Source organism: Arthrobacter sp. D2-10, from assembly GCF_054161285.1.
Window position 1 is genome coordinate 3,053,527 of sequence record NZ_CP096431.1, and the last position, 21,333, is coordinate 3,074,859.

At 64.5% G+C, this 21,333-nt stretch carries 21 protein-coding genes; 12 read left to right on the forward strand and 9 right to left on the reverse strand.

Annotated elements, in window-relative coordinates; all coding sequences use genetic code 11:
* Positions 1–26 precede the first annotated feature (26 nt).
* Positions 27–1,460 carry an MFS transporter gene (locus M1D74_RS14295; protein ID WP_458115718.1) on the forward strand — a complete coding sequence of 478 codons (1,434 nt, stop codon included), beginning with the start codon at positions 27–29 and terminating at the stop codon, positions 1,458–1,460.
* Here the strand turns inward: M1D74_RS14295 and M1D74_RS14300 are convergent.
* Positions 1,457–2,881 (reverse strand): aminotransferase-like domain-containing protein, encoded by a 1,425-nt coding sequence (locus M1D74_RS14300; RefSeq protein WP_458115719.1) that lies wholly within the window; start codon positions 2,879–2,881, stop codon positions 1,457–1,459. The two genes, M1D74_RS14295 and M1D74_RS14300, sit on opposite strands and share 4 nt — an antisense overlap.
* Between M1D74_RS14300 and M1D74_RS14305 the strand changes: the two genes are divergently transcribed.
* Positions 2,880–3,839 carry a DMT family transporter gene (locus tag M1D74_RS14305; protein WP_309124566.1) on the forward strand — a complete coding sequence of 320 codons (960 nt, stop codon included), beginning with the start codon at positions 2,880–2,882 and terminating at the stop codon, positions 3,837–3,839. The genes M1D74_RS14300 and M1D74_RS14305 overlap by 2 nt on opposite strands.
* A gap of 5 nt (positions 3,840–3,844) precedes the next feature.
* Complete coding sequence (locus M1D74_RS14310) at positions 3,845–4,687, forward strand: PhzF family phenazine biosynthesis protein (RefSeq protein WP_458115720.1); 843 nt, start codon at positions 3,845–3,847, stop codon at positions 4,685–4,687.
* 16 nt (positions 4,688–4,703) lie between these two features.
* Here the strand turns inward: M1D74_RS14310 and M1D74_RS14315 are convergent, their stop codons facing one another.
* Together M1D74_RS14315 and M1D74_RS14320 are read right to left on the reverse strand one after the other, a co-directional pair.
* On the reverse strand, positions 4,704–5,189 hold the full coding sequence (locus M1D74_RS14315) for an anthrone oxygenase family protein (protein ID WP_458115721.1): 486 nt from the start codon (positions 5,187–5,189) through the stop codon (positions 4,704–4,706).
* A complete protein-coding gene (locus tag M1D74_RS14320; RefSeq protein ID WP_309124714.1) occupies positions 5,186–6,028 on the reverse strand; it encodes a Rossmann-fold NAD(P)-binding domain-containing protein in 843 nt (280 codons plus the stop codon). The genes M1D74_RS14315 and M1D74_RS14320 overlap by 4 nt, the downstream gene beginning before the upstream one ends.
* Positions 6,029–6,109: 81 nt before the next feature.
* Here M1D74_RS14320 and M1D74_RS14325 point away from each other — a divergent pair, with 81 nt between their 5' ends.
* Positions 6,110–7,054: an AraC family transcriptional regulator gene (locus M1D74_RS14325; protein ID WP_458115722.1), complete on the forward strand. Its 945-nt coding sequence runs from the start codon at positions 6,110–6,112 to the stop codon at positions 7,052–7,054.
* A 13-nt stretch (positions 7,055–7,067) separates the two neighbouring features.
* Here M1D74_RS14325 and gdhA read toward each other — a convergent pair whose 3' ends face one another.
* Positions 7,068–8,408, reverse strand: a complete 1,341-nt coding sequence (gene gdhA, locus M1D74_RS14330; protein ID WP_309124712.1) for an NADP-specific glutamate dehydrogenase — start codon at positions 8,406–8,408, stop codon at positions 7,068–7,070.
* A 167-nt stretch (positions 8,409–8,575) separates the two neighbouring features.
* Here gdhA and M1D74_RS14335 point away from each other — a divergent pair, with 167 nt between their 5' ends.
* From M1D74_RS14335 to rbsD, 6 genes are read left to right on the forward strand one after another with little or no spacing between them, the layout of a single operon-like run.
* On the forward strand, positions 8,576–9,580 hold the full coding sequence (locus M1D74_RS14335; RefSeq protein WP_458115723.1) for a LacI family DNA-binding transcriptional regulator: 1,005 nt from the start codon (positions 8,576–8,578) through the stop codon (positions 9,578–9,580).
* A gap of 4 nt (positions 9,581–9,584) precedes the next feature.
* A complete protein-coding gene (locus M1D74_RS14340; RefSeq protein ID WP_458115724.1) occupies positions 9,585–11,150 on the forward strand; it encodes a sugar ABC transporter ATP-binding protein in 1,566 nt (521 codons plus the stop codon).
* Positions 11,143–12,126 carry an ABC transporter permease gene (locus M1D74_RS14345; protein ID WP_458115725.1) on the forward strand — a complete coding sequence of 328 codons (984 nt, stop codon included), beginning with the start codon at positions 11,143–11,145 and terminating at the stop codon, positions 12,124–12,126. The genes M1D74_RS14340 and M1D74_RS14345 overlap by 8 nt, the downstream gene beginning before the upstream one ends.
* A 56-nt stretch (positions 12,127–12,182) precedes the next feature.
* Complete coding sequence (locus M1D74_RS14350) at positions 12,183–13,127, forward strand: substrate-binding domain-containing protein (protein ID WP_458115726.1); 945 nt, start codon at positions 12,183–12,185, stop codon at positions 13,125–13,127.
* Positions 13,124–14,071 (forward strand): ribokinase, encoded by a 948-nt coding sequence (locus M1D74_RS14355; protein WP_458115727.1) that lies wholly within the window; start codon positions 13,124–13,126, stop codon positions 14,069–14,071. The genes M1D74_RS14350 and M1D74_RS14355 overlap by 4 nt, the downstream gene beginning before the upstream one ends.
* Positions 14,068–14,451, forward strand: a complete 384-nt coding sequence (gene rbsD / locus M1D74_RS14360) for a D-ribose pyranase (protein ID WP_458115728.1) — start codon at positions 14,068–14,070, stop codon at positions 14,449–14,451. The genes M1D74_RS14355 and rbsD overlap by 4 nt, the downstream gene beginning before the upstream one ends.
* Before the next feature lie 28 nt (positions 14,452–14,479).
* On the opposite strand, the gene M1D74_RS14365 is transcribed toward rbsD, so the two are convergent.
* Entirely contained in the window at positions 14,480–15,895 is a 1,416-nt protein-coding gene (locus tag M1D74_RS14365; RefSeq protein ID WP_458115729.1) for a hypothetical protein, read from the reverse strand.
* 155 nt (positions 15,896–16,050) lie between these two features.
* On the reverse strand, positions 16,051–16,254 hold the full coding sequence (locus M1D74_RS14370; RefSeq protein WP_309072760.1) for a hypothetical protein: 204 nt from the start codon (positions 16,252–16,254) through the stop codon (positions 16,051–16,053).
* Between the two features lie 114 nt (positions 16,255–16,368).
* Here M1D74_RS14370 and M1D74_RS14375 point away from each other — a divergent pair, with 114 nt between their 5' ends.
* Together M1D74_RS14375 and M1D74_RS14380 are read left to right on the forward strand one after the other, a co-directional pair.
* Entirely contained in the window at positions 16,369–16,731 is a 363-nt protein-coding gene (locus M1D74_RS14375) for a PadR family transcriptional regulator (RefSeq protein ID WP_309072759.1), read from the forward strand.
* On the forward strand, positions 16,731–18,080 hold the full coding sequence (locus tag M1D74_RS14380) for a permease prefix domain 1-containing protein (RefSeq protein ID WP_458115730.1): 1,350 nt from the start codon (positions 16,731–16,733) through the stop codon (positions 18,078–18,080). Before M1D74_RS14375 ends, M1D74_RS14380 begins: the two co-directional genes overlap by 1 nt.
* Before the next feature lie 75 nt (positions 18,081–18,155).
* On the opposite strand, the gene M1D74_RS14385 is transcribed toward M1D74_RS14380, so the two are convergent.
* From M1D74_RS14385 to M1D74_RS14395, 3 genes are read right to left on the reverse strand one after another with little or no spacing between them, the layout of a single operon-like run.
* A complete protein-coding gene (locus M1D74_RS14385) occupies positions 18,156–18,779 on the reverse strand; it encodes an MBL fold metallo-hydrolase (protein WP_458115731.1) in 624 nt (207 codons plus the stop codon).
* Positions 18,776–19,882 (reverse strand): S-(hydroxymethyl)mycothiol dehydrogenase, encoded by a 1,107-nt coding sequence (locus M1D74_RS14390; protein WP_458115732.1) that lies wholly within the window; start codon positions 19,880–19,882, stop codon positions 18,776–18,778. Before M1D74_RS14390 ends, M1D74_RS14385 begins: the two co-directional genes overlap by 4 nt.
* Positions 19,883–19,938: 56 nt before the next feature.
* On the reverse strand, positions 19,939–21,273 hold the full coding sequence (locus M1D74_RS14395) for an MFS transporter (RefSeq protein WP_458115733.1): 1,335 nt from the start codon (positions 21,271–21,273) through the stop codon (positions 19,939–19,941).
* Between the last annotated feature and the right edge of the window lie 60 nt (positions 21,274–21,333).

Genomic DNA, 21,333 nt, shown 5'->3' on the forward strand with positions numbered 1-21,333 from the left:
GTCGTCGGGCTAGTACACTGAGGCGCATGACCGGGCAGGACCCTGCCCCGGAGGGGGCTGCGGCAACTCCCTCCGGAGGCACAAGCCTCGACGACTTCATTGACACTTCCCTGCGCTCTCCGGCGGAGAGAAACCGCACCTTCATGGGCATCCTCGTGAACACCGGCGTCGCAAACATCACCACCAGTTATCTGTGGTTCGCCCTAACGTTCTGGGCGTATCTGGAAACCCGCAACGTCATTGCCACCGGGGTGATCGGCGGCGCGTACATGCTGTTGATTGCCCTCTCGAGCATCAGCTTCGGCACGTTCGTGGACCGCTACCGGAAGCTGGCGGTGATGCGCTTCGCCGGCGCATTCACCCTGGTGATGTTCCTGCTCTCCGGGGCCATGTTCCTCATGACGCCCGAATCCAGCCTTCTCGACCTGAGACAGCCGTGGTTCTGGGTCTTCACCATGATCATCCTGATCGGTGCGGTGGTGGAGAACATGCGGAACATCGCCCTGGCCACAACGGTCACCATCCTCATCGAGCCCGACCGTCGAGCGAACGCCAACGGACTGGTGGGAATGGTGCAGGGCATCATGTTCATCATCACCTCCGTGCTTTCCGGGTTGTCGGTCGGGCTGCTCGGCATGGGCTGGACGATCGTCGTTGCCCTTGTGCTGACCGCCCTTGCGTTCGCTCACCTGCTGACGCTGCGCATGCCCGAGGAGGTGCGTGCTGCCGCCACCGACGCACACGGCGGCTTCGACCTGCGGGGTTCGTGGGCCGCCGTCATGGCAATCTCGGGCCTGTTCGCGCTTATCCTGTTCTCCACGTTCAACAACTTCGTGGGCGGCGTCTACATGGCGCTGATGGATCCCTACGGGCTGGAGCTCTTTCCCGTGGAACTGTGGGGAACCTTCTTCGCGCTCGGCGCCACCGGATTCATTGTGGGCGGTGCGCTGATCGCCAAGTTCGGCCTGGGGTCCAATCCGCTGCGCACCATGCTCATTGCCGTCGTCGTGATGGGCGTGATCGGGGCAGTCTTCACGATCCGCGAGTGGGCCTGGCTCTACATCGCCGGTATCTGGCTGTACCTCGTCCTGATCCCGTTCATCGAAGCCGCCGAGCAGACGGTCATCCAGCGGGTGGTGCCGCTGAACCGGCAGGGACGCGTGTTCGGATTGGCCATGGCATTGGAGTCTGCGGCTGCCCCGATCACCGCATTCCTCATCGCTCCCATCGCCCAGATCTGGATCATCCCGTACGCCCGCTCAACAGAGGGCGCCGCCCAGCTGGCCCCGCTCCTCGGCGAGGGAACCTCCCGCGGCATCGCGCTGGTGTTCCTGATCGCCGGCATCGTCATCATCGCCGCCGCGCTGCTGGCCTTCTTTACCCCGGTCTACCGCCGGGTCTCAGCGTCCTATGCGCAGACGGCGGCGGAGACGGCTACAGAGACTCCGACGACGCCTTAGCTCGCCCCGCCAGCGAGCTGACGCTCGAGCATCTCACCGAGAACCCGAATGCCCTGCGGGAACTGTCCGGGGTGCCCGCCCGCATAGTTGAGCCGGATGAAGGGGCCCGCAGGCTCGGCCGGGAACCACTCGTTCCCTGCCGCGATAACGACGCCGGCAGCCTCGCAATCACGGGCCAACAGTTCGACGTCGGTTCCGTCGGGCAGCCGCGCCCACAGATTCAGCCCGCCCTTCGGTATGAGGTCAATGTGCGCTTGCGGCGCGTGCTCCCGCAGGCTGGCCAGCAGCAGGTCACGGCGGGACTGGAGCTGCTGGCGCAGCCCGCGCAGATGTGTCTGCCAGGCCGGCTGCGTCACCACCTCCAGTGCGGCGGACTGCAGGAGTCCGCTGACATACATCGCTCCGGCTCCGTGATCTGCAAGAATCCGTTCCCGCGCCGGTCCGCGAGCAACCACGGCTCCAACCCGGACCGAGGGAGAGACGCTCTTCGTCAGTGAACGAAGGTAGACCACATGACCCGAGTCGTCGCGCGCAGCGACGGGGGTTGAGCTCGTGTTGATGCCGAAGTCATGCGCCCAGTCATCCTCCACGAGGAAGGCGCCGTGAGCGCGGACTGCATCGAGTACGTGCGCGCTGCGCTCGGCAGACCACTGGGCACCGGTGGGATTCGTGTAATTGGGCTGCGCATAGAGGAGGCGGGAACCTGTCTCCTCGAAGGCCCGGGCGAGCACCTCGGGGTCAGGTCCGTCGGCTCCGCTCGGAATCGGTATCACTTCCACACCGGCCTGAGCGGCGGCCACGATAGCTCCCCAGTAGGTGGGCGACTCCATGAGGATCGGCTGCCCGCTGCCGGCGAGTGCACGGAAGATCGTGCTGAGGCCACTTTGACTGCCAGGAAGGATGATCACGTCGCTGGGCGCGGGCGGGGAGACACCGGCCGGGGTTGAAGCCCGCAGTTCCTGCGCAAACCAGGACTGCAGTTCGGGCAGCCCTGCCGCCGGCGGCCGGGACAGCGCCGCATCGCTGCGGGACGCCCGGGTGAGCGCCGCACGGACCGCGCGTACCGGCAAAAGCTCCTGGTCAGGGTAACCCGAGTGGAAGGCGATGACGTCGTGCTGGATACCGCGCAACGCCGTCGGAAGGCCGCGGGCTGGAGCCTTCGGTGAACGCAGCGCGGCAGTCTGCCAGCCATAGTCGGCCGGACGGGCGGTCCGGACAGTGCGCACGAATGTTCCGGCACCCGGGCGGCTCTCGACCTGACCCCGCGCGACGAGAGTCTGCAGCGCTTTCTGTACTGTTACCGGGCTGACGCGATGTTCCGCCACGAGCGTCCGGGTGGAAGGTAGCCGCGACCCTGGCGCAGCGCCGGCAATCCACTCATTCAGTGACGCCACGATCCGGGAACTGCTATCGTTGTTCATGTACAGCAATAGTAGCGCTACTATCCTTTCGCCGATACTGCTACCGGCTCGCCCCGCCGGCCTCTGGTGGGGTCTGCTTGGAGTTGCGGCATTCTCCTTCACCGTCCCCTTCACCCGTGTCGCGGTCGAAGGCATGTCTCCGCTCTTCATTGGCTCCGGTCGGGCAGTGGTGGCAGCCGTGCTCGCAGCTTTCGCGCTGGTGCTCACGCGGCAACGCCTGCCCCGCGGCCGGCAGTGGGCGCGTCTCGCGGTGATTGCCGGTGGGATTGTGGTCGGCTTCCCGCTCCTGAGTTCCTACGCGCTCACAGCTGTACCCGCCAGCCACGCCGCCGTCGTCCTCGCGCTCCTGCCTGCCGCGACCGCAACGGCGGCGGTCCTGCGCGGCCATGAGCGGCCACCGCTGGGCTTCTGGATACTGACGGGCGTCGGCGCCCTTGCGGCGATTGCCTTCGCACTCTTTCAATCGGGTGGTTTCGGCCCTCTCGGCTGGGCAGACCTCCTACTGCTCGCTGCAGTCCTGGCCGCCGCCGTCGGGTATGCCGAAGGCGGGTTACTGTCGCGCGAGTTGGGCTCCTGGCAGGTGATCTCCTGGGCGCTCGTCGTTGCCTCACCGCTGATGATTGCCCTGACCGCTGTCGCGCTCCTCCAGGAACCTCCGGCAGCCACGTCGATTGAGTGGGCCGCCTTCGCCTATCTCGGAGTGGTCAGCATGTTCCTCGGCTTTTTCGCCTGGTACCGGGGTCTTGCGATCGGGCCCATGACGCGAGTCAGCCAGATACAGCTCGCACAACCGGTCCTGAGCATTGCCTGGGCAGCAGTCCTGTTGGGCGAGAGCCTCGGATGGGCAACGATCGTCGGGGGCCTGGCAGTCATTCTCTGCGCGGGCCTTGCGGTGCGGACTCGACAGGCAGCCAAAGACGTCACTCTCCCACCGCTCCTCCACACTCTGAAAGACTGACTCCCATGACAACTCCCCGCCCTTTCGCACAGGTCGATGTCTTCTCCTCCACGCCCTATCTGGGCAACCCGGTCGCCGTTATTATCGACGGCAGCGGGCTCAACACCGACGACATGCAGCGCGTCGCACGCTGGACGAATCTCTCCGAGACCACTTTCCTGCTGCCACCCACGAACCCCCAAGCGGACTACCGCGTACGGATCTTCACCCCCGGCGGTGAGCTGCCGTTCGCCGGTCATCCCACCCTCGGTTCCGCCCATGCCTGGCTCGAAGCCGGCGGCACCCCGCTCTCGGCTGATTGCGTGGTGCAGGAATGCACAGCCGGGCTGATCAACGTCCGGCGCGGTAGCGGCATCCTGTCCTTCGCCGCCCCCGCCACTCAGCGCACCGGAGACCTGGAAATTGACTACCTCGCGCAGATTGTGACCGCGTTCGGCATCCGGGAAGACCAGGTTCTCTCCCACCAGTGGGTGGACAACGGGCCGGGCTGGGCCGTCATCCGGTTGCGCACCGCGCAGGAGGTGCTGGACCTCGAACCCGACCTTTCGCAGATCCCGACGGCGATGATCGGCGCCATCGGCGCGTACCCTGAAGGCTCGGAGCACGCCTACGAGATGCGGACCTTCGCTCCCGCCGTAGGGATCGTCGAAGACCCGGTCTGCGGGAGCATGAATGCCTCGGTCGGCCAGTGGCTGATCGGCACCGGCGCGGTGCCGTCGACCTACCGGGTCTCGCAGGGCAGCCGACTCGGGCGGGCCGGAGACATCACCATCACGGCCGACGACGACGGCACCGTCTGGGTGGGCGGCGCCACAACTACGTGCTTCCGGGGAACAGCCAAGATCTGACACTCCATCCGACGTGTTACCCCGCCAGGGAGCCGGCCAGCGCCACGGCACCGGCGATCGCTAGCGCGGCTCTCATGCTGTTCGCGCGGGTCCACGGGCGTTCGAACGCGCGCCAACCCCCCAGCTTGTCTGGACCGGCTCCACTGCCGGTTCCCGCGGGGAGCCGAGCGAGCGCGTTGTTGAGCGGAACGTTGACGGCCACTGTCAGGCCGAGGCTGGCCAAAGACAGCGCCGCTCCGGTCAACCGCATCATGCTCGGCGTCTCTGAGGTCAGGGAGGCGACCCCGGCAACCACCGATGCGAGCGCCCCGCCGAAGAAGAGGGTCATGAACGGCGGGCGGACCGCCCGCACGTTGATACGTTGCATCACGGCGACCGCCTCACTCGCAGCGCGAGTGTTGAGCGCGGGCATCACCATGGTGGAGAACGCGACGTAAACGCCGCCGGTCGCTCCGGCACATACCGCTGCCGCCGTGGTGGCGACAGTCTCAACCAGGCTCATGCCGTCATCCTGGCGGGCACGCTCCACACACCGGTGGCGGCAGCGCGGCGGGCATAGACCGAAAAATCCGTCGGCTCGCGGTCGAGTACTTCGCCGAGGTCACCGGTTAGGGAGGCGTTCCGTCCGTCGAGGATCGTGTCGAACAGCTCGGCAAGGGGTTCCGCTTCTTGGCGGAGAATGCCGTCGGCCTCGACATCCGTCACGAACTCCTCCGGGGTGCCGGGAACGTATTCGATGGAACGGCCAGCGGCGGCTGATAGTTCAGCGGCGACGTCGTGCATGGACAGCAGGCGCGGTCCGGTGAGCTCATAAACGCGTCCGGCGTCGATCTCACCGAGGAGTGCACTGGTAGCCACTTCAGCGAGATCGTCCAGATCGACAAAGGGCTCGACGACGTCGCCCGCCGGAAGCACGAGTCTTCCCCGCAGTACCGGGCCCAGCAGGAAGTGCTCGCTGAAGTTCTGCGCGAACCAGGAGGAGCGGAGAACGGTCCACTCGATGCCGGATTGTTGCAGTGCCTGCTCGCTCGCGATCGCGCCCTCCTCCCCACGTCCCGACAGCAGGACAAGGCGTCGAACGCCGCGAGTCCTTGCACGCGCGGAGAAGTCCGCGATCAGCTCCGGGACGCCCGGGAAGGCGAGGTCCGGGGAGTAGCAGACGTAGGCGGAGGTGACGCCGTCTAGCGCTGCGTCCCACGTGGAGGTGTTGTGCCAGTCGAAGAGGTGACCGGTATGGCGGGAAGTGGCACGAAAGGGCAGCCCACGGGACTCCAGCCGGCTGGTGATACGACGCCCGGTCCTGCCGGAGCCACCGATGATGAGGAACTGAGAAGTAGTCATAGCTCCATCACACCGCAGTACATCCAGACTGCACATAGCTCATCCGCATCTTTCCATACGCGATCGTCTAGATTGGTTGCTATGGACCCACTGGTGCACTTCCTCGACGGCCCTCATGCCCGGCGGGCGTTCGCCTTGCGGGTGGCGATGAGCCCGCCGTGGGCACTGGACGTGCGTGACGGGGCACCCCTCACGATCATGGCGGTACTGTCGGGGTACGCATGGCTCACCGCAGATGGGGATACGGTCCGGTTGAGCGCCGGGGATATCGCTATGGTGCGCGCCGGAGATCCCTATCTCGTCGCCGATGAACCGCTGCGCGGGGCAAGCATCGTCATCCACCCCGGGCAGGAATGCACCACTCTCAGCGGGGAACCGGTCCGTCTGAGCATGAGCCACGGCGTACGGACCTGGGGCAACACTGCCGAGGGAGAGACCACCATGCTGATCGGCACGTACGAGTCCGACGCCGAGATCGGCTCCGCGGTGACAGCGGCCTTGCCGCGCACCGCCGTCGTTCCCAGCGGGGAGATCAATGCCGTACTGCTGCAGTTACTTGCCGACGAGATCTCCACCGACGCACCGGGGCAGGGCAGCATCATCGACAGGATGCTGGATGTACTTCTCGTACATGCCCTCCGCGCCTGGACCGCCGCCCATCCTGACCGGACCACCGGGTGGCTGTCCGCGGGCGCCGACCCCGTGGTCGGCGAAGCGCTTGAACTGCTGCACACCCATCCCGCCGATCCCTGGACTCTGAGCTCCCTGGCCGGGCGAGTCAATGTCTCACGGGCCACCCTGGCAGCGCGCTTTCGATCGTCAGTCGGTGAACCGCCGATGACCTACCTGGCGAACTGGCGAATGTTGTTGGCCAGCGAGCTCCTCGCCGATGCGCGCCGCACCACCGCGCGCATCGCCGCCGAGGTGGGATACGGCAGCCCGTTCGCACTCAGTACGGCGTTCAAACGAAGGTTCGGAGTGAGTCCCACGGAGTACCGCCACCGTAAGTATTCGGCGTCGGCGTGAAGGGCGGGTCGCCCTAGACCACACCCAGCGCCAGCATCGCGTTGGCGACCTGCACAAACCCCGCGATGTTGGCTCCGGCGACGTAGTTGCCGGGAAGACCGTACTCGTCGGCCGTCGCGGCGCAGCGTTCGTGGATATTCGCCATGATGTGCTCGAGCCGCTGTTCCGTGTGCTCGAAAGACCACGCGTCGCGGCTGGCGTTCTGCTGCATCTCTAGGGCCGAGGTCGCAACGCCGCCTGCATTGGCTGCTTTCCCCGGGCCGAAAAGGATCTTCGCTTCCTGGAACAGTTCGATTGCAGCGGGTGTGCTTGGCATGTTGGCGCCCTCAGCGACCGCGATCAGGCCGTTCTCCAGAAGGCGCTTCGCGGCGGCGTCGTCCAGTTCGTTCTGGGTGGCACAGGGCAGCGCGACCGTGCCGTCCACATCCCACACGGAACCTCCCTCTACGAACACCGCGCCGGATCCACGCTGCTGCGCGTAGTCGCTGACGCGCAGGCGCTGGTTCTCCTTGATGTCGCGGAGGAGTTCGACGTCGATGCCCTGCTCCTCGACGACATACCCGGAGGAGTCGGAGCAGGTGATTACGTTCGCACCGAACGACTGCGCCTTGGAGATGGCGTGAAGGGCTACGTTGCCGGAGCCAGAGACAACTACCCGTTGGCCTTCGAACGAGAGGTTCCGGGTAGCGAGCATTTCCTTCGCGAAGAGCACTGCACCGAAACCCGTTGCCTCCGGGCGAACCAGCGAACCGCCCCACCCGATTCCCTTGCCGGTGAGGACGCCGGACTCGTAGCGGTTGGTGATCCGCTTGTACTGGCCGAACATGTAGCCGATCTCACGGGTGCCGACACCGATGTCACCGGCCGGCACATCCGTGTACTCCCCGATGTGGCGGTAGAGCTCAGTCATGAAGGACTGGCAGAAGCGCATGACCTCGCCGTCGCTGCGCCCGCGTGGATCGAAGTCCGAGCCGCCCTTGCCTCCGCCGATCGGCATGCCGGTCAGCGCATTCTTGAAGATCTGCTCGAAACCGAGGAACTTCACGATCCCCAGGTAGACCGACGGGTGGAAGCGAAGCCCGCCCTTATAGGGTCCAAGCGCAGAGTTGAACTCGACGCGGAAGCCGCGGTTGATGCGGACCTTGCCCTCGTCATCCACCCACGGCACCCGGAAGATGATTTGCCGCTCGGGCTCGCAGATGCGTTCGAGAATCGACGCCTCAACGAATTCGGGGTGCTTCGCGAGGACCGGCCCCAATGAATCGAAGACCTCGTCCGCGGCCTGGTGGAACTCGGTCTCCCCCGGATTCCGGCGGATGACTTCGTTGCGGATCGCTTCCATTGACGAGTCCATCTGACTCTCCTATCCCTGCAGAGGTACCGACCAAGCCTATAGTCGGCGGGCGTCCACGTGCACAGCGTGCGGGCTTCATTACTTCCTTTTGACCGATGGGGTGACGTGTGCCATAGTTTGTAATCGATTCCATGGAATCGATTCCACGAGTAAACGCAGGAGCACAAGTGCGATCAGTGACGATCAGGGATGTAGCCGTCAAGGCCGGCGTCTCAGTAGCCACAGCATCCCGTGTGCTCTCCGGCCACCCCTCCACCTCCGAGGAGGCCCGGACCGCTGTCAGCGAGGCCGCACACCAGCTCGGCTTCAGGCCGAATGCCCAGGCGCGGTCGCTCCGCAAGACCAGCACCCAAACCATCGGCCTGGTCCTCCCCGATGTCCGGAACCCCTTCTTCGCGGACCTTGCGCACGCTGTGGAACAGCGGGCCCGCGAATTCAAATACCTCACCCTCTTCGGGAACGCGAACGAAGACGCGGAGCAGCAGGACCGCTACTTCGACATCATGCTGACCCAGCGGGTCGACGGCCTCATCGCTGCACCTCAGGGTGATCTCGCAGGACTGAAGCCGATTCTCGACAGCGGTGTACCCACCGTCTTCGTCGACCGCGTTGTTCCGGACACCACGGTTCCCAGCGTCACTCCGGACAACGTCACCGGCGTCCAGGAAGCCGTACGGCACCTGGTTCAGCTGGGCCACCGCCGCATCGGCTACATCGCCGGGCCGCAGTCAACCTCCACCGGGCGTGAGCGCCTCGCCGCCTTCCAGGCTGCTCTCGCCGAGACCAACGCGCACGACGACGCCGAGCTCATTTTCTTCGGCGACTTCCAGTCCGCCAGTGGTGCGGCAGGCGCCCGCCAGCTCCTGGGACTTCCCAAACCCCCCACGGCGCTGCTTGCCGCGGACAGCCTCATGAGCATCGGCGCAGTGGGCGTCTGTAACGAGCGGGGACTCGGCATCGGCACGGACCTAGCCTTCGTCGCTTACGACGACATCGAAGCGTTCACCCTCGTCAATCCGGCCCTGACAGTGATTGCACATGACGTCAATGCCATGGGCCGCACCGCAGTCGACCTTCTGACCCAGGTGATCGCCGGCGAAAAACCGGAATCGGTCATCCTGCCCAGCCGCCTCATTGTCCGCGGTTCCACCCTTCCCCTCCAGGAGGCATAACTTCATGAGCGATAACCCAGGGACCCGAAACACCATGACCGACGGCCCGATCCTGACGCTGGAGAACGTCACCAAGTCCTTCGGCCCGGTGACAGTCATCAAGGGCGTGACTGTCAGCGTGCGCCCGGGCAAGGTGCAGGTCCTCCTCGGTGAGAACGGAGCGGGCAAATCCACGCTGATTAAGATGATGGCGGGCGTCTATCAACCCGACGGCGGCCGTATCCTCGTCGACGGAACGGAAGTCCGGCTCCCCGACACCAACGCATCCGAGGCACTCGGGATCGCGACCATCCACCAGGAACTGAACCTCGTGGGGTCGATGACGGTCGCAGAAAACATCTGCATGGGCCGGTACCCGCGCCGCTTCGGGCTGGTGGACCGGCGGGAAATGCGCGAGATTGCACGCAACGCTCTTGCGATGATCGGCCTCGACATTGACGTCGACCACAAGGTGGGCGAACTGGGAATCGCGCGCCAGCAGCTCGTCGAGATTGCCAAGGCCCTCAGCCTCAACGCCCGCATGCTGATCCTGGATGAACCGACCGCAGCCCTGACCAAGCGTGAGATCTCAGCGCTGTTCGCAGTAGTCGAGGACCTCCGCAAGCGGGGCGTCGGCATGGTGTTCATCTCGCATCACCTCGACGAGATCGCAGCCATCGGCGACTCCGTCTCAGTTCTTCGCGACGGTGAGTTCATCGCCGAGGTCCCCGCCGACACGCACGAGGATGAGCTCGTCAGGCTCATGGTCGGGCGCTCCATCGAACAGCAGTTCCCGCGGCGCCGCGAGTACAACGGCCCGGCGGACACGCTCCTGGAGGTTGACGGCCTCTCGACCAAGGGTCTGGTCAACAACGTCTCGTTCTCTGTGAAGGCGGGCGAGGTGGTGGGGCTTGCGGGCCTTGTGGGGGCAGGCCGCACTGAGGTCATCAGGGCAATTGCCGGCGTCGACCCGTACACGAGCGGGTCCGTGCGGGTCCGCGGCAAGGAACTGCCCAAGTCCAGCATCGGCGCAGCAATCAGGGCCGGAGTTGGGCATGTCCCGGAAGACCGCAAGGCCCACGGACTGGTCCTCGGCGCAGCGGTCAACGAGAACATCGGCTACGCGACGCTGTCGACGACGGCGAAGACGGGGCTCGTGGACCGCTCCGGACAACGCAAGCGGGCGCAGGCCGTGGCTGACAGGCTCCGGATCCGGATGCACAACATCGACCAGGTGGTCGGCTCGCTGTCCGGTGGAAACCAGCAGAAGGCGGTCTTCGCCCGCTGGATCGTTGCCGGGTCGACGGTCCTCCTGCTCGATGAACCAACCCGGGGCGTCGATGTCGGCGCCAAGGTGGAAATCTACGAACTGATGAACGCGATCACTGCCGCGGGCGGCGCCGTCGTCATGGTGTCCAGCGAGCTGCCCGAAGTACTGGGCATGAGCGACCGGGTGCTCGTGATGAGCGGTGGGCACATTTCCGGTGAATTGAGCGCTGATGACGCGACGCAGGACGCCGTGATGTCGCTGGCGGTGCGCGATGTACAGCGCGATCTTGAAGACAAGCTGATGGAGGACGGTCATGAATAAGGTTGCAACGGCTACCGCGTCGAAGAAAGCGCGCAGCGGCTCACAAGTGGGAAGGTTCCTGGCGGACAACGGCGCGCTCGTCGGCCTGTTCGTCCTCGGCCTCGCGCTGTTCATTGCGACGCCGGACTTCCTCACCGGCCCGAATCTGCTCAACATCGGCATCCAGGCCTCCGTAATTGCAGTGCTCGCATTCGGGCTGACGTTCGTGATCGTGGCCGCGGGAATCGATCTGTCGGTCGGTTCCGTGGCAGCGCTCTCCGCTATGGGGTCAGCATGGATGTTCTCGCAGGGTTCGATGCCGGGATGGGTGGCGCTCATCGGCGGTCTACTCATCGGCGCCGTGAGCGGTGCGGTGAGCGGCTTCGCCGTCGCCTACGGGAAACTGCCTTCGTTCATCGCCACCCTGGCAATGCTGAGCGTCGCGCGCGGCCTGACCCTCGTCATTTCCGACGGCCGGCCCATCGGCACCGCCCCGGAGGTCTCTTTCCTCGGCGGCAATATCGGCCCGGTTCCCATGCCGATCATCGTGCTCGTCATTGCCGGCGTCGTCGCAGCCTTCATTCTCAACTTCACCGTTATGGGGCGCTACATGTACGCCGTCGGCGGCAACAGGGAAGCGGCCCGCCTGTCCGGAGTTCCCGTGCGGAAGGTGCTGGTTACTGTCTTCGCGCTCTCCGGCCTCTTCGCGGGTCTCGCAGGCCTTCTCCTTTCAGGCCGCCTTGATTCCGCCCAGCCACAGGCCGCGGCCGGTTACGAGCTTGACGCGATTGCCGCGGTCGTCATCGGTGGAGCCTCGCTGGCGGGCGGCATCGGCCGGATCAGCGGCACCCTGGTGGGTGCGCTGGTGCTGGTCGTGATCCGTAACGGGCTGAATCTCCTCAACGTCTCCTCGTTCTGGCAGCAGGTGGTCATCGGCCTGGTGATCGCGGTTGCGGTCGGTATCGACTCACTCCGGCGCAAGAACCAGCCGCACTAGCCCACACCTCAACTTTCACTTCGCTCCGTTCAACCAATCAGTAAAGGAAAACAACAATGAAGTTCTCCGCTCCGCGCAAGGCAGCCGTTCTGACCGTTTCGCTGGCCCTCGCCCTGTCCGCAACCGCATGCAACCGTGGCGGCGAGGAAGGCGCTGAGACATCGTCCTCGGCAACGCTCGCCCTCTCCACGCTGAACAACCCCTTCTTCGTGGAGCTTCGCGACGGTGCCGAAGCCGCAGCCGAAGAGGCAGGCATCGAGCTTGAGGTCGTTGACGCGCAGAATGATTCCGCGACCCAGACCAACCAGCTCGCAACCGCTGCCACCAGCGGCACCGACGGCGTCATCATCAACCCGGTTGATTCCGACGCCGCTGCCGCTGCCGTAGCTCCGCTGATCGACGGTGACATCCCGGTAGTTGCTGCGGACCGCACCGTCAACGGCGCCGAGGTTCAGTCCCTCGTCTCCAGCGACAACGTGGCAGGCGGAAAGCAAGCTGCAGATGAACTCGCCAAGGCCATGGGCGAAAAGGGCAAGGTCATTGTGCTGCAGGGCGTCGCAGGAACGTCAGCCAGCCGTGATCGCGGCGCCGGCTTCGAGGAGGGCATTGCTGCCTACCCGGACATCGAGGTGGTCGCCATGCAGACCGCGAATTTCGACCGCGCCGAGGCCCTCAACGTAGCCACCAACCTGCTGCAGGCCAACTCTGATGTCACCGGCATCTTCGCCGAGAACGACGAGATGGCGCTGGGCGCAATTCAGGCTCTCGGCGACCGTGCAGGTGCCGAGGTCAAGGTTGTGGGCTTCGACGGCACCGCAGACGGCCTGGCCGCCATTGAAGAAGGCTCGATGACCGCGACCATCGCACAGCAGCCCGCTGAGCTTGGCAAGCGCTCCGTCGAGATTCTCCAGCAGATCCTCGCCGGCGAGACCGTCGAGGCCACTGTCCCGGTTCCGGTTACCACCGTGAACTCCGAGAACGTCGGCGAATTCACAGAATGAGCACACAGCCGCCGGGCGTCGTCGTTGTAGGGTCCATCAACGCCGACCTCGTAGTCACACTGGAACGCCACCCCCAGCCGGGCGAAACGCTGCTGGGACGGACCATGACGGTGATGCCCGGCGGCAAGGGCGCGAACCAGGCCGTAGCTGCGGCCAAACTGGGAGCCCCAACCACAATGATTGGAGCCGTCGGGCAGGATTCCTACACCGACGTCGCGCTTTCCGGCCTGAACGGTGCCGGCGTCAACACTGATGCGGTTAAGCGCGTCAGGACGACCACCGGCGTAGCGATCGTGGCGGTCGACGACGCCGGCGAGAACACGATCGTCGTCATCCCCGGCGCGAACGGCGAGATTACGCCTGACCTGGTGTCTTCCTCAGCGCAGCTGATCGCGGACGCTGGCGTGCTGGTGCTCCAGGGCGAGATTCCCGCAGAGGCAATCACCGCGGCGGTTGCTTCCACGCTTCCTGCTTCGGATACGCGGGTGCTGATTAATCTCGCTCCGGTCATCGAGCTGGACCGCGAGACGCTGCTGCGCGCCGATCCGCTCGTGGTCAATGAGCACGAGGGCGCTCTGGTGCTGGCGCAGTTCGGCGTTGCTGCGTCTTCCGATCATGCGGGGACTGCGCGGGCGCTTCTCGAATGCGGTTTCCAGTCGGTCGTCATGACGTTGGGTGGTGCCGGTGCCCTTCTGGTCACCGCCTCCGGAATGCTCGAAGTGCCCGCGCCATCCGTTCCGGTGGTGGATACGACCGGCGCCGGCGATGCGTTTGTCGGTGCTCTCGCTGCCCGGCTCGTCGCCGGAGATAGTTTGCCCGAGGCCGTTCAGGTCGCGGTACGGGTAGGCGCCTTCGCCGTCGGCGGGGAGGGTGCCCAGCCTTCCTATCCGTCGCTCACCGATGAACTTCCCCCCGCACCCACCCCCCAAGGACTCAAGGCGTGAAGAAACAAGGAATACTCAACGGACCGATCAATGCACGCCTCAGCGCGTTGGGGCACGGGCACCTGGTCGTCATCACGGACTGCGGCATGCCGTTGCCCGATGCCGACTCCGTTGTTGACCTGGCGTTGGTGAAGGGGCGACCGGAATTCGCGGAAGTTCTGCGGGCGGTGCTCGATGACCTCGAGGTCGAGGGGTCCGTCATCGCGTCGGAGGCGGCGGGGACAGCTGTCGAACACACCGTTCGTGCCCAGGGCCTCTCTCCCGAAATCATGAGCCACGAAGAACTGAAGGCACTGTTGCCCGAGGCGCGGCTGATCATCCGCACGGGTGAAGCGACGTCGTACGCGAATGTCGCTCTGCGCTGCGGAGTGACGTTCTAGTTCTCGCTCCTACCGGCGGCGTCTTGAGTCAGGGCCGGCGAGGCTTCGGCTTGCGGATCGCCAGGGCAAGAAGCCATAGGATCACGAGCCCCACCGCAAGCGCAGATACCCAGACGACGATGGTGGTGCCCAAACCGGCCCTCGCTACCCCGCTGTTCTCGCCGGCCTCAACACCCTCACCTTCACTTGCTTGCGGCTGAACATAGGGTTCGACGACGGGAGCCAGGACAACTCCGGCTGCACCGTCGAGCGATTCACGAAGAATGGCTGAAGTGTCTTCCTCGCCCCCAACCCGCCAGTCCACGGTCCGGCCCTCGGCTTCGGGTTCCGTCCGGACGGCGTCCAGCCAGCTGATCATCCCGATCTCCGGGTATTCCTCGGCTATCGCCGGGTCCAGTAACTGGTTCAGCCAGGCGCTCTTGATTTCCACCTCTTCTGCGCTGTCAGGATCTTCAGGGTCGTAGAGCGCCGCCGTTTGGATGAAGAGTCGTTTGCCCCTGTCCGCCGCATACTCCTTCGCGAAGTTGATCTGCGGAGCCCCTGGCGCCATGCCGTAAGTCCCTTCAAGCTGGGTCTCGAACTTGTCCTGCTCGGGCAGAACCGAGGTGATGATGGCGCCCGAGTACTCGCGCTCGTCGTCGATGTCGGCGACAGCACCGGGTTGGTAGCTCCCGTAGTGATACATCGTGAGGCCGACCCAATCGACGACGTCGTCCCCGGGGTAGTAGGGCAGATAGGGATCGTCACCGGGCTCGACCAGGCCGTCTCCGTTGGTGTCGAGTGCGCGGAGAGTTCTGTCGTCGGGCCCGTCCAACGCGCCGTATGCCTCGGTGAAGGGATAGCCCGCCGCGTACGACGGCGCCCACAGCATCTGCGCGGTCGGGGCACCAGCGTCAAGGGCGGCCGCCACGGTCCTGAAGGCGGACACGTGATCAGTCGGTTTCTGCCCCCACTCATACCACGTGCCGTTCATTTCCGGCGCGAAGCGTACGAAAAATGCGGTGCCATATTCCTCGCTGGCGCCCTGCAGGACTTCGCTCAGGCGCACGGCGTCGTCCTCGGTGAGTTCGGCGAGCGGCTTCGAGGGCTCCAGCGTGATGACAATGAGGGAGCCTAGCTGCGCCGCCTGCAGCGCTGTGTTCCGGAGGTCTTCCTCGAGCGAGGGCGTCATCGGGTAGGCGAACGGCCTGCTGAAGAAGGACGGAGTGATTCCGCTCTGCTCTGTGTAGGCAGCCGCGTCGACAGTTGACCAGTCGAGTTCCGCACCGAAGAACAGCCCTTCCTGAGTCGTCACCGCCGGACTTGCGGGTGTCTGCTCCCCGACGCTGTGAGTTTCACCGGCATGGGCAGCAGGAGCAGCCACCGCAAGCCCCGCCGATAACAGCATCAGGGCCATCATCCCGGCCGTCGCGCCCCGTTTCCAGTTCCGGATGGAAGTAATCATCGCGCCGCTTCCTGCTAAGAAACAGCTCGCGCAAGAGGGCGGGGAGCACCCGGCGGGCGCTCCCAGAGGGGCGAGCAGTTGAGACCGTTAGTTGAATCCAAAGTACCTGACCAGGGCGCGTCGATGACGCGCGACGGTCCGGGCAAAGCGTCGGTCTAGTCGACGAACTCTGATTGGATCTCGATGAAATCCCAGTCCTGTGAAGAGAGGGTTGAACCACTTAGATCAGGCCCACCGGCTTCCCTGACGGCATTGGCAGCATCCGGATCCACCTGCGCCGCCCGCGAATTCTCGCGGAACCATTCCTTGTGGGTGGTATCCAGCAGGATCCACCACTGCTCAATGCGAAGCTCCGCCACGATGCACTCCTCATAATCGGTGTGGCTACCAACCGTAGGCTCGTGGAAGCGGCTGCAACATACCTAGCGCTGCTATGCTTTGTTACCTAACAGCCCTAGGTATCCGGAGCGGCAGTGCGCATTGATAAAGACCTCGTGGCAGCTTCTGCCACTCCCCTGGTCCTCGGCATCCTGGCTGAGGGCGATCTGTACGGGTACGCCATCCTCAAGCGCGTGGGAGAGCTCTCCGGGGGCAGCATGCAGTGGACGGACGGCATGCTCTATCCCCTCCTCCACAGGCTTGAAAGACTGGGGTACGTCGACTCGTCCTGGGGCACCTCGGAAGCCGGCCGTCGTCGTAAGCACTACGCTATTACCCCGACCGGCAGGGAAGCTCTTCAGGAGCGCCACCAGCAGTGGACCGTCGTCGCGGACGCGCTGCGGCAGGTCTGGCACACCGCACCAAGACCTCCGGCAGTGACGGAAGGCTGGGCATAATGGCACAGCCGGAACTCGAAGCCCAGATCGACCGGTGGCGAAGCTACGTCCAGCGCCGCCAGGCAATCTCCCCCGCGGATGTCGATGAGCTGGAGGACCACCTCCGCGAACAAATCGCCGAACGGCGTGCCACCGGACTGGATGAGGACGAGGCCTTCCTCGTTGCAATCAAACGCCTTGGCAACCTCGACGCGGTCTCGCGCGAGTTCGCCCGCGAACACTCAGACCGGCTGTGGAAGCAGCTGGTGCTCCTTCCGGAATCAGCACATGACGACGCCGGCACCCCGCCCTGGCGCGAACTGGCAGTAGTTCTCGCGCTGGCCGTCGGCGCAGGCATAGCAGTCAAGCTCAGCTTCACCCTGTTCAACAACGAGAATGCCTTCGCACGCAACATCGGACTGCTCGTGTTCCCGTTCCTCGCTGGCTACTTCGCCTGGAAGCGGCGGCTGACCCTCCGCGTGGGCGCGGTACTAGTGGTTCCCTTTCTGGCTCTCGCCATCGTCCTCAACCTGTATCCCTTCGTTCCAGGCGGTTCCACGGAGATACTCGCCGTTCTGCATGCTCCAGTGGTGCTGTGGATGGTGGTTGGGCTTGCGTACATGGGCGGGCGGTGGCGGTCAGACGGCCGCCGGATGGATTTCGTCCGCTTCACCGGCGAGTTCGCCATCTACTACGTCCTGATCGCCCTTGGCGGCGCGGTGCTCGTTGGACTGACACTCGGCGCGTTCTCGCTTATCGGGACGGACTTTGAGCCGGTGCTCGGGCAATGGATTCTGCCGTTCGCAGTGCCCGGAGCCCTGGTCGTCGCGGCCTGGCTCGTCGAGGCCAAGCAGAATGTTGTCGAGAACATTGCACCGGTCCTCACACGCATCTTCACGCCGCTCACCATCGTGATGCTGCTCGCGTTGCTTGGAGTCATCGCTGCAGCGGGTGGCCTGGCCGACGTCGACCGTGAGCTGCTGATCCTCATGGACGCCATCTTGATCCTGGTGCTGGCGCTACTGCTTTATTCCATCTCCGCACGGGACTCGCTGGCCAGGCCCGGCCTTGTCGACGGTCTGCAGCTGTTGCTGGTCGTGGCCGCCATAGCGGTCGATGCCGTAATGCTGACCGCAATGCTCACCCGTATCGCGGAGTTCGGATTCAGCCCGAACAAGATCGCCGCGCTCGGCCTCAACCTGCTCCTGCTTGTGCACCTGGTGCGGGCCGCGTGGTTGACCATCGGCTTCCTGCGGGGACGGCGCGCGTTCCTGCAACTGGAGACCTGGCAAACCCGATACCTGCCCGTCTATGGTGCGTGGGCCGCCGTCGTCGTCATGGTATTTCCCCCGGTGTTCAGCTTCGCCTGACCGCACGCAGGCAGGTGCGAAAAGCGGCATGCCCGAGCAGAAGCCGCTCGGGCATGCCGCCTTCTACTGGAAGTGTCAGTCGGTCGCCAGGCTGGCAAGCGTCAAGCGCTCAGCTCCGATCGTCGTGTCTTCACCGTGGCCGGTGTGAACCACCGTTTCATCGGGAAGTGGGAGGAGTTTGTCCTGGATGGAGGCCAGAATGGTCGGGTAATCACTGTAGGACCGCCCTGTTGCTCCTGGGCCGCCGTTGAAGAGCGTGTCGCCGGTGAAGACGACGTTCTGCTCCGCAAGCAGGAAGCAACTGGAACCAGGCGAATGGCCCGGCGTGTGCAACGCCCGCAATTCCGCACCCGCGATCTGAAAGACGTCGCCGTCCTTGAGCTGTTTATCCGGTTGCACGTCCAGGTAGACCTGTTCCCACAGAACCACATCATCGGGATGCAGGTAGACGGGCGCGTTGACCGTTTCGGCTACCTGGCGTGCGGCGCCGATGTGGTCGTTGTGCGCATGGGTCAGCAGGATTCCCAACACTTTGCGGCCTCGAACCTGGTCGATGATCGCGGCTGCGTCGTGTGGAGAATCGATGATGATGCACTCATCGTCGTTGCCAATGATCCAGACGTTGTTGTCGACGTCCCACGTGCCGCCGTCGAGCGAGAACGTGCCCGAGGTGACCAGCTTTTCGATGCGGACGCTCATGAGGAAACCACCGCCGGCTCCATTTCGACGACCGACCGTAGGACCTTGCCGTCATGCATCTTGGCGAAGGCTTCCTCCACCTGATCGATGGCGATTCGTTCGGTGACGAATGCATCCAGGTCCAGGTTGCCCTGCTTGTAGTGACTGACGAGCATGGGGAAGTCACGCGAGGGCAAGCAGTCCCCATACCAGGACGACTTGAGCGATCCACCCCTGCCAAAGAAGTCGAGCAGCGGCAACTCCAGCATCATGTCCGGCGTCGGGACACCTACGAGGACTACACGACCGGCGAGGTCGCGGGCGTAGAACGCCTGCTTATAGGTTTCAGGACGGCCGACGGCGTCGATCACCACGTCCGCTCCGTTGCCACCGGTGAGGGCACGGATTGCCTCAATCGCGTCTTCGGTACTCGAGTCCACCCCGTGGGTGGCACCGAGGTCCTTCGCCATCTCTACCTTGTTCGCGTCGATATCCACGGCGATGATCGTGGTTGCGCCGGCCAACTTCGCACCGGTGATCGCCGCAATGCCGACACCACCGCATCCGATCACGGCCACGGACTCACCGCGCTTGATCTCACCGGTGTTGATGGCTGCGCCGATGCCCGCCATGACGCCGCAGCCCAAGAGACCGACGGCGGCTGGGTCCACGTCCTCGTCCACCTTGGTGCACTGCCCCGCAGCGACGAGGGTTTTCTCCGCGAAGGCGCCGATCCCGAGTGCCGGCGACAACTCCGTTCCGTCCTCCAGCGTCATCTTCTGGGTGGCGTTATGAGTGTTGAAGCAGTACTGCGGCTGGCCCTTCGAACACGCGCGGCATGCCCCGCAGACCGCGCGCCAGTTCAGGATCACCCGGTCACCTGCAGCCACCTCGGTGACGTCCGGACCGACAGCGCTGACCACTCCAGTCGCCTCGTGTCCCAGCAGAAAAGGAAAGTCATCGGAGATACCTCCCTGCTGGTAATGAAGGTCGGTGTGGCACACCCCACAGGTGAGGATGTCGACCAGCGCCTCCCCCGGTCCTGGGTCCGGCACCAGGATCGTCTCCAGTGTGACTGGGGCGTTTTTCTCCTTGGCGATGACTGCTTGCACCTTGTGAACCATCAGGGGGTCCTTTCCGGGGTCGTGGGGATTCAAAGGGTGAATGGCCGGTTCGACGCCTAGACGCCGGCCCTGTCTGCCTGCGGCTCCGAAGTAGCGGGGCTTGACTCCTGCTTGCTGCCTGCGGCGGCAGCGAGGGACATGCCTTTTGTTTCCTCCGCCATGAGGACACAGACCAGCCATCCGATCGCGGTCAGAATAGCGGCAGCCATCATGGTGGGTCCGACGCCCCAGTCGCGCAGCGCGAAGGGGATGACAAATGTCCCAACCGCCGCTCCAATTCGGCTGGCGCCTGTGGTGATGCCGATTGCACTTGCCCGCACCTCTGTGGGGAAGAGCTCACTTGGATAAGCCCACTCGAGGATATTGGGTCCACCCGAGAAGAATGCGTACATGCAGAAGCAGGCGATGATGACCGCTACAGGCGCGCCCGGAGCGAATCCAAGGACGAAAAGCGGGAGGGCCATCAGGGCGAAGCTCCAGATGATCAGAGGCCGGCGTCCGACAGTTTCAACCAGGCGAAGAGCCGGCAGGCAGCCGAGGAGGAAGACGACGTTGATGATCACTGAGCCGAGGTTTGCGAGGTTACCCTCCCCCAAGCCGAAGGAACTGAGGATAACAGGGCCGAAAGTGAAGATCGCGAAGAGAGGAGTTACCTGAAGGATGTAGAACGCGCTGCAGAAGAACAACCGCCGGGGATAGGGACGGCGCAGCAGCAGTGAGAAATCGACCTTCGACTTGGGCGCGCCCGGCTCAGGTGCCTGAGCCTCGGCAGCGAGCACGGAGGCGGCGTCAACCTGGTCCCCCAGGCCGGTGTGCAGGGCACGCTCGGCTTCTTCCTGCCGCCCGTGGTTCATCAACCACCGGGGAGATTCCGGAATGCCGTGCCGCATGGCAAGAACTGCGATGCCAAGGACAGCGGAACTGCCGAGCATCCAGCGCCAGCTTTCAGGCCCGAACAGTTCGAAGAGGATGAAGCCTGCCAGCGACGCAAGGGCAGCACCCGCGAACCAACCCGTGATCAGCATGCCCAGCATCTTGCCGCGTCGCTTTTGCGGCAGCCATTCAGCCAGCAATGCGCTGGCGATCGGATAGTCCGCACCAATGGCGAGGCCGACGATGAATCGCAGGATGATGAGTTGGGTGGCGTCCTGGACAAAAAACTGCAGGGCGGATGCAATGACCAGTGCCCACAGGTCGATCGTGTACATCAGCCGTCGACCGATTTTGTCGGTCAATGGACCAAGAAGGATCGCCCCGAAGAAGATTCCAACCAACGCAGCGGCGCCAATGAGACTGACTTCGAGTTCAGATGCGTTGAACTGGGCAGTCACACCGAGCATTGCGATGCCGATGATACTCAGCATGTAGCCGTCCAGGAGCGGACCGCCCATGCAACCAATCACCAGCTTTCGGTGGAAGGGGGAAAAACGTGCTCTATCAAGAGTGGTGCT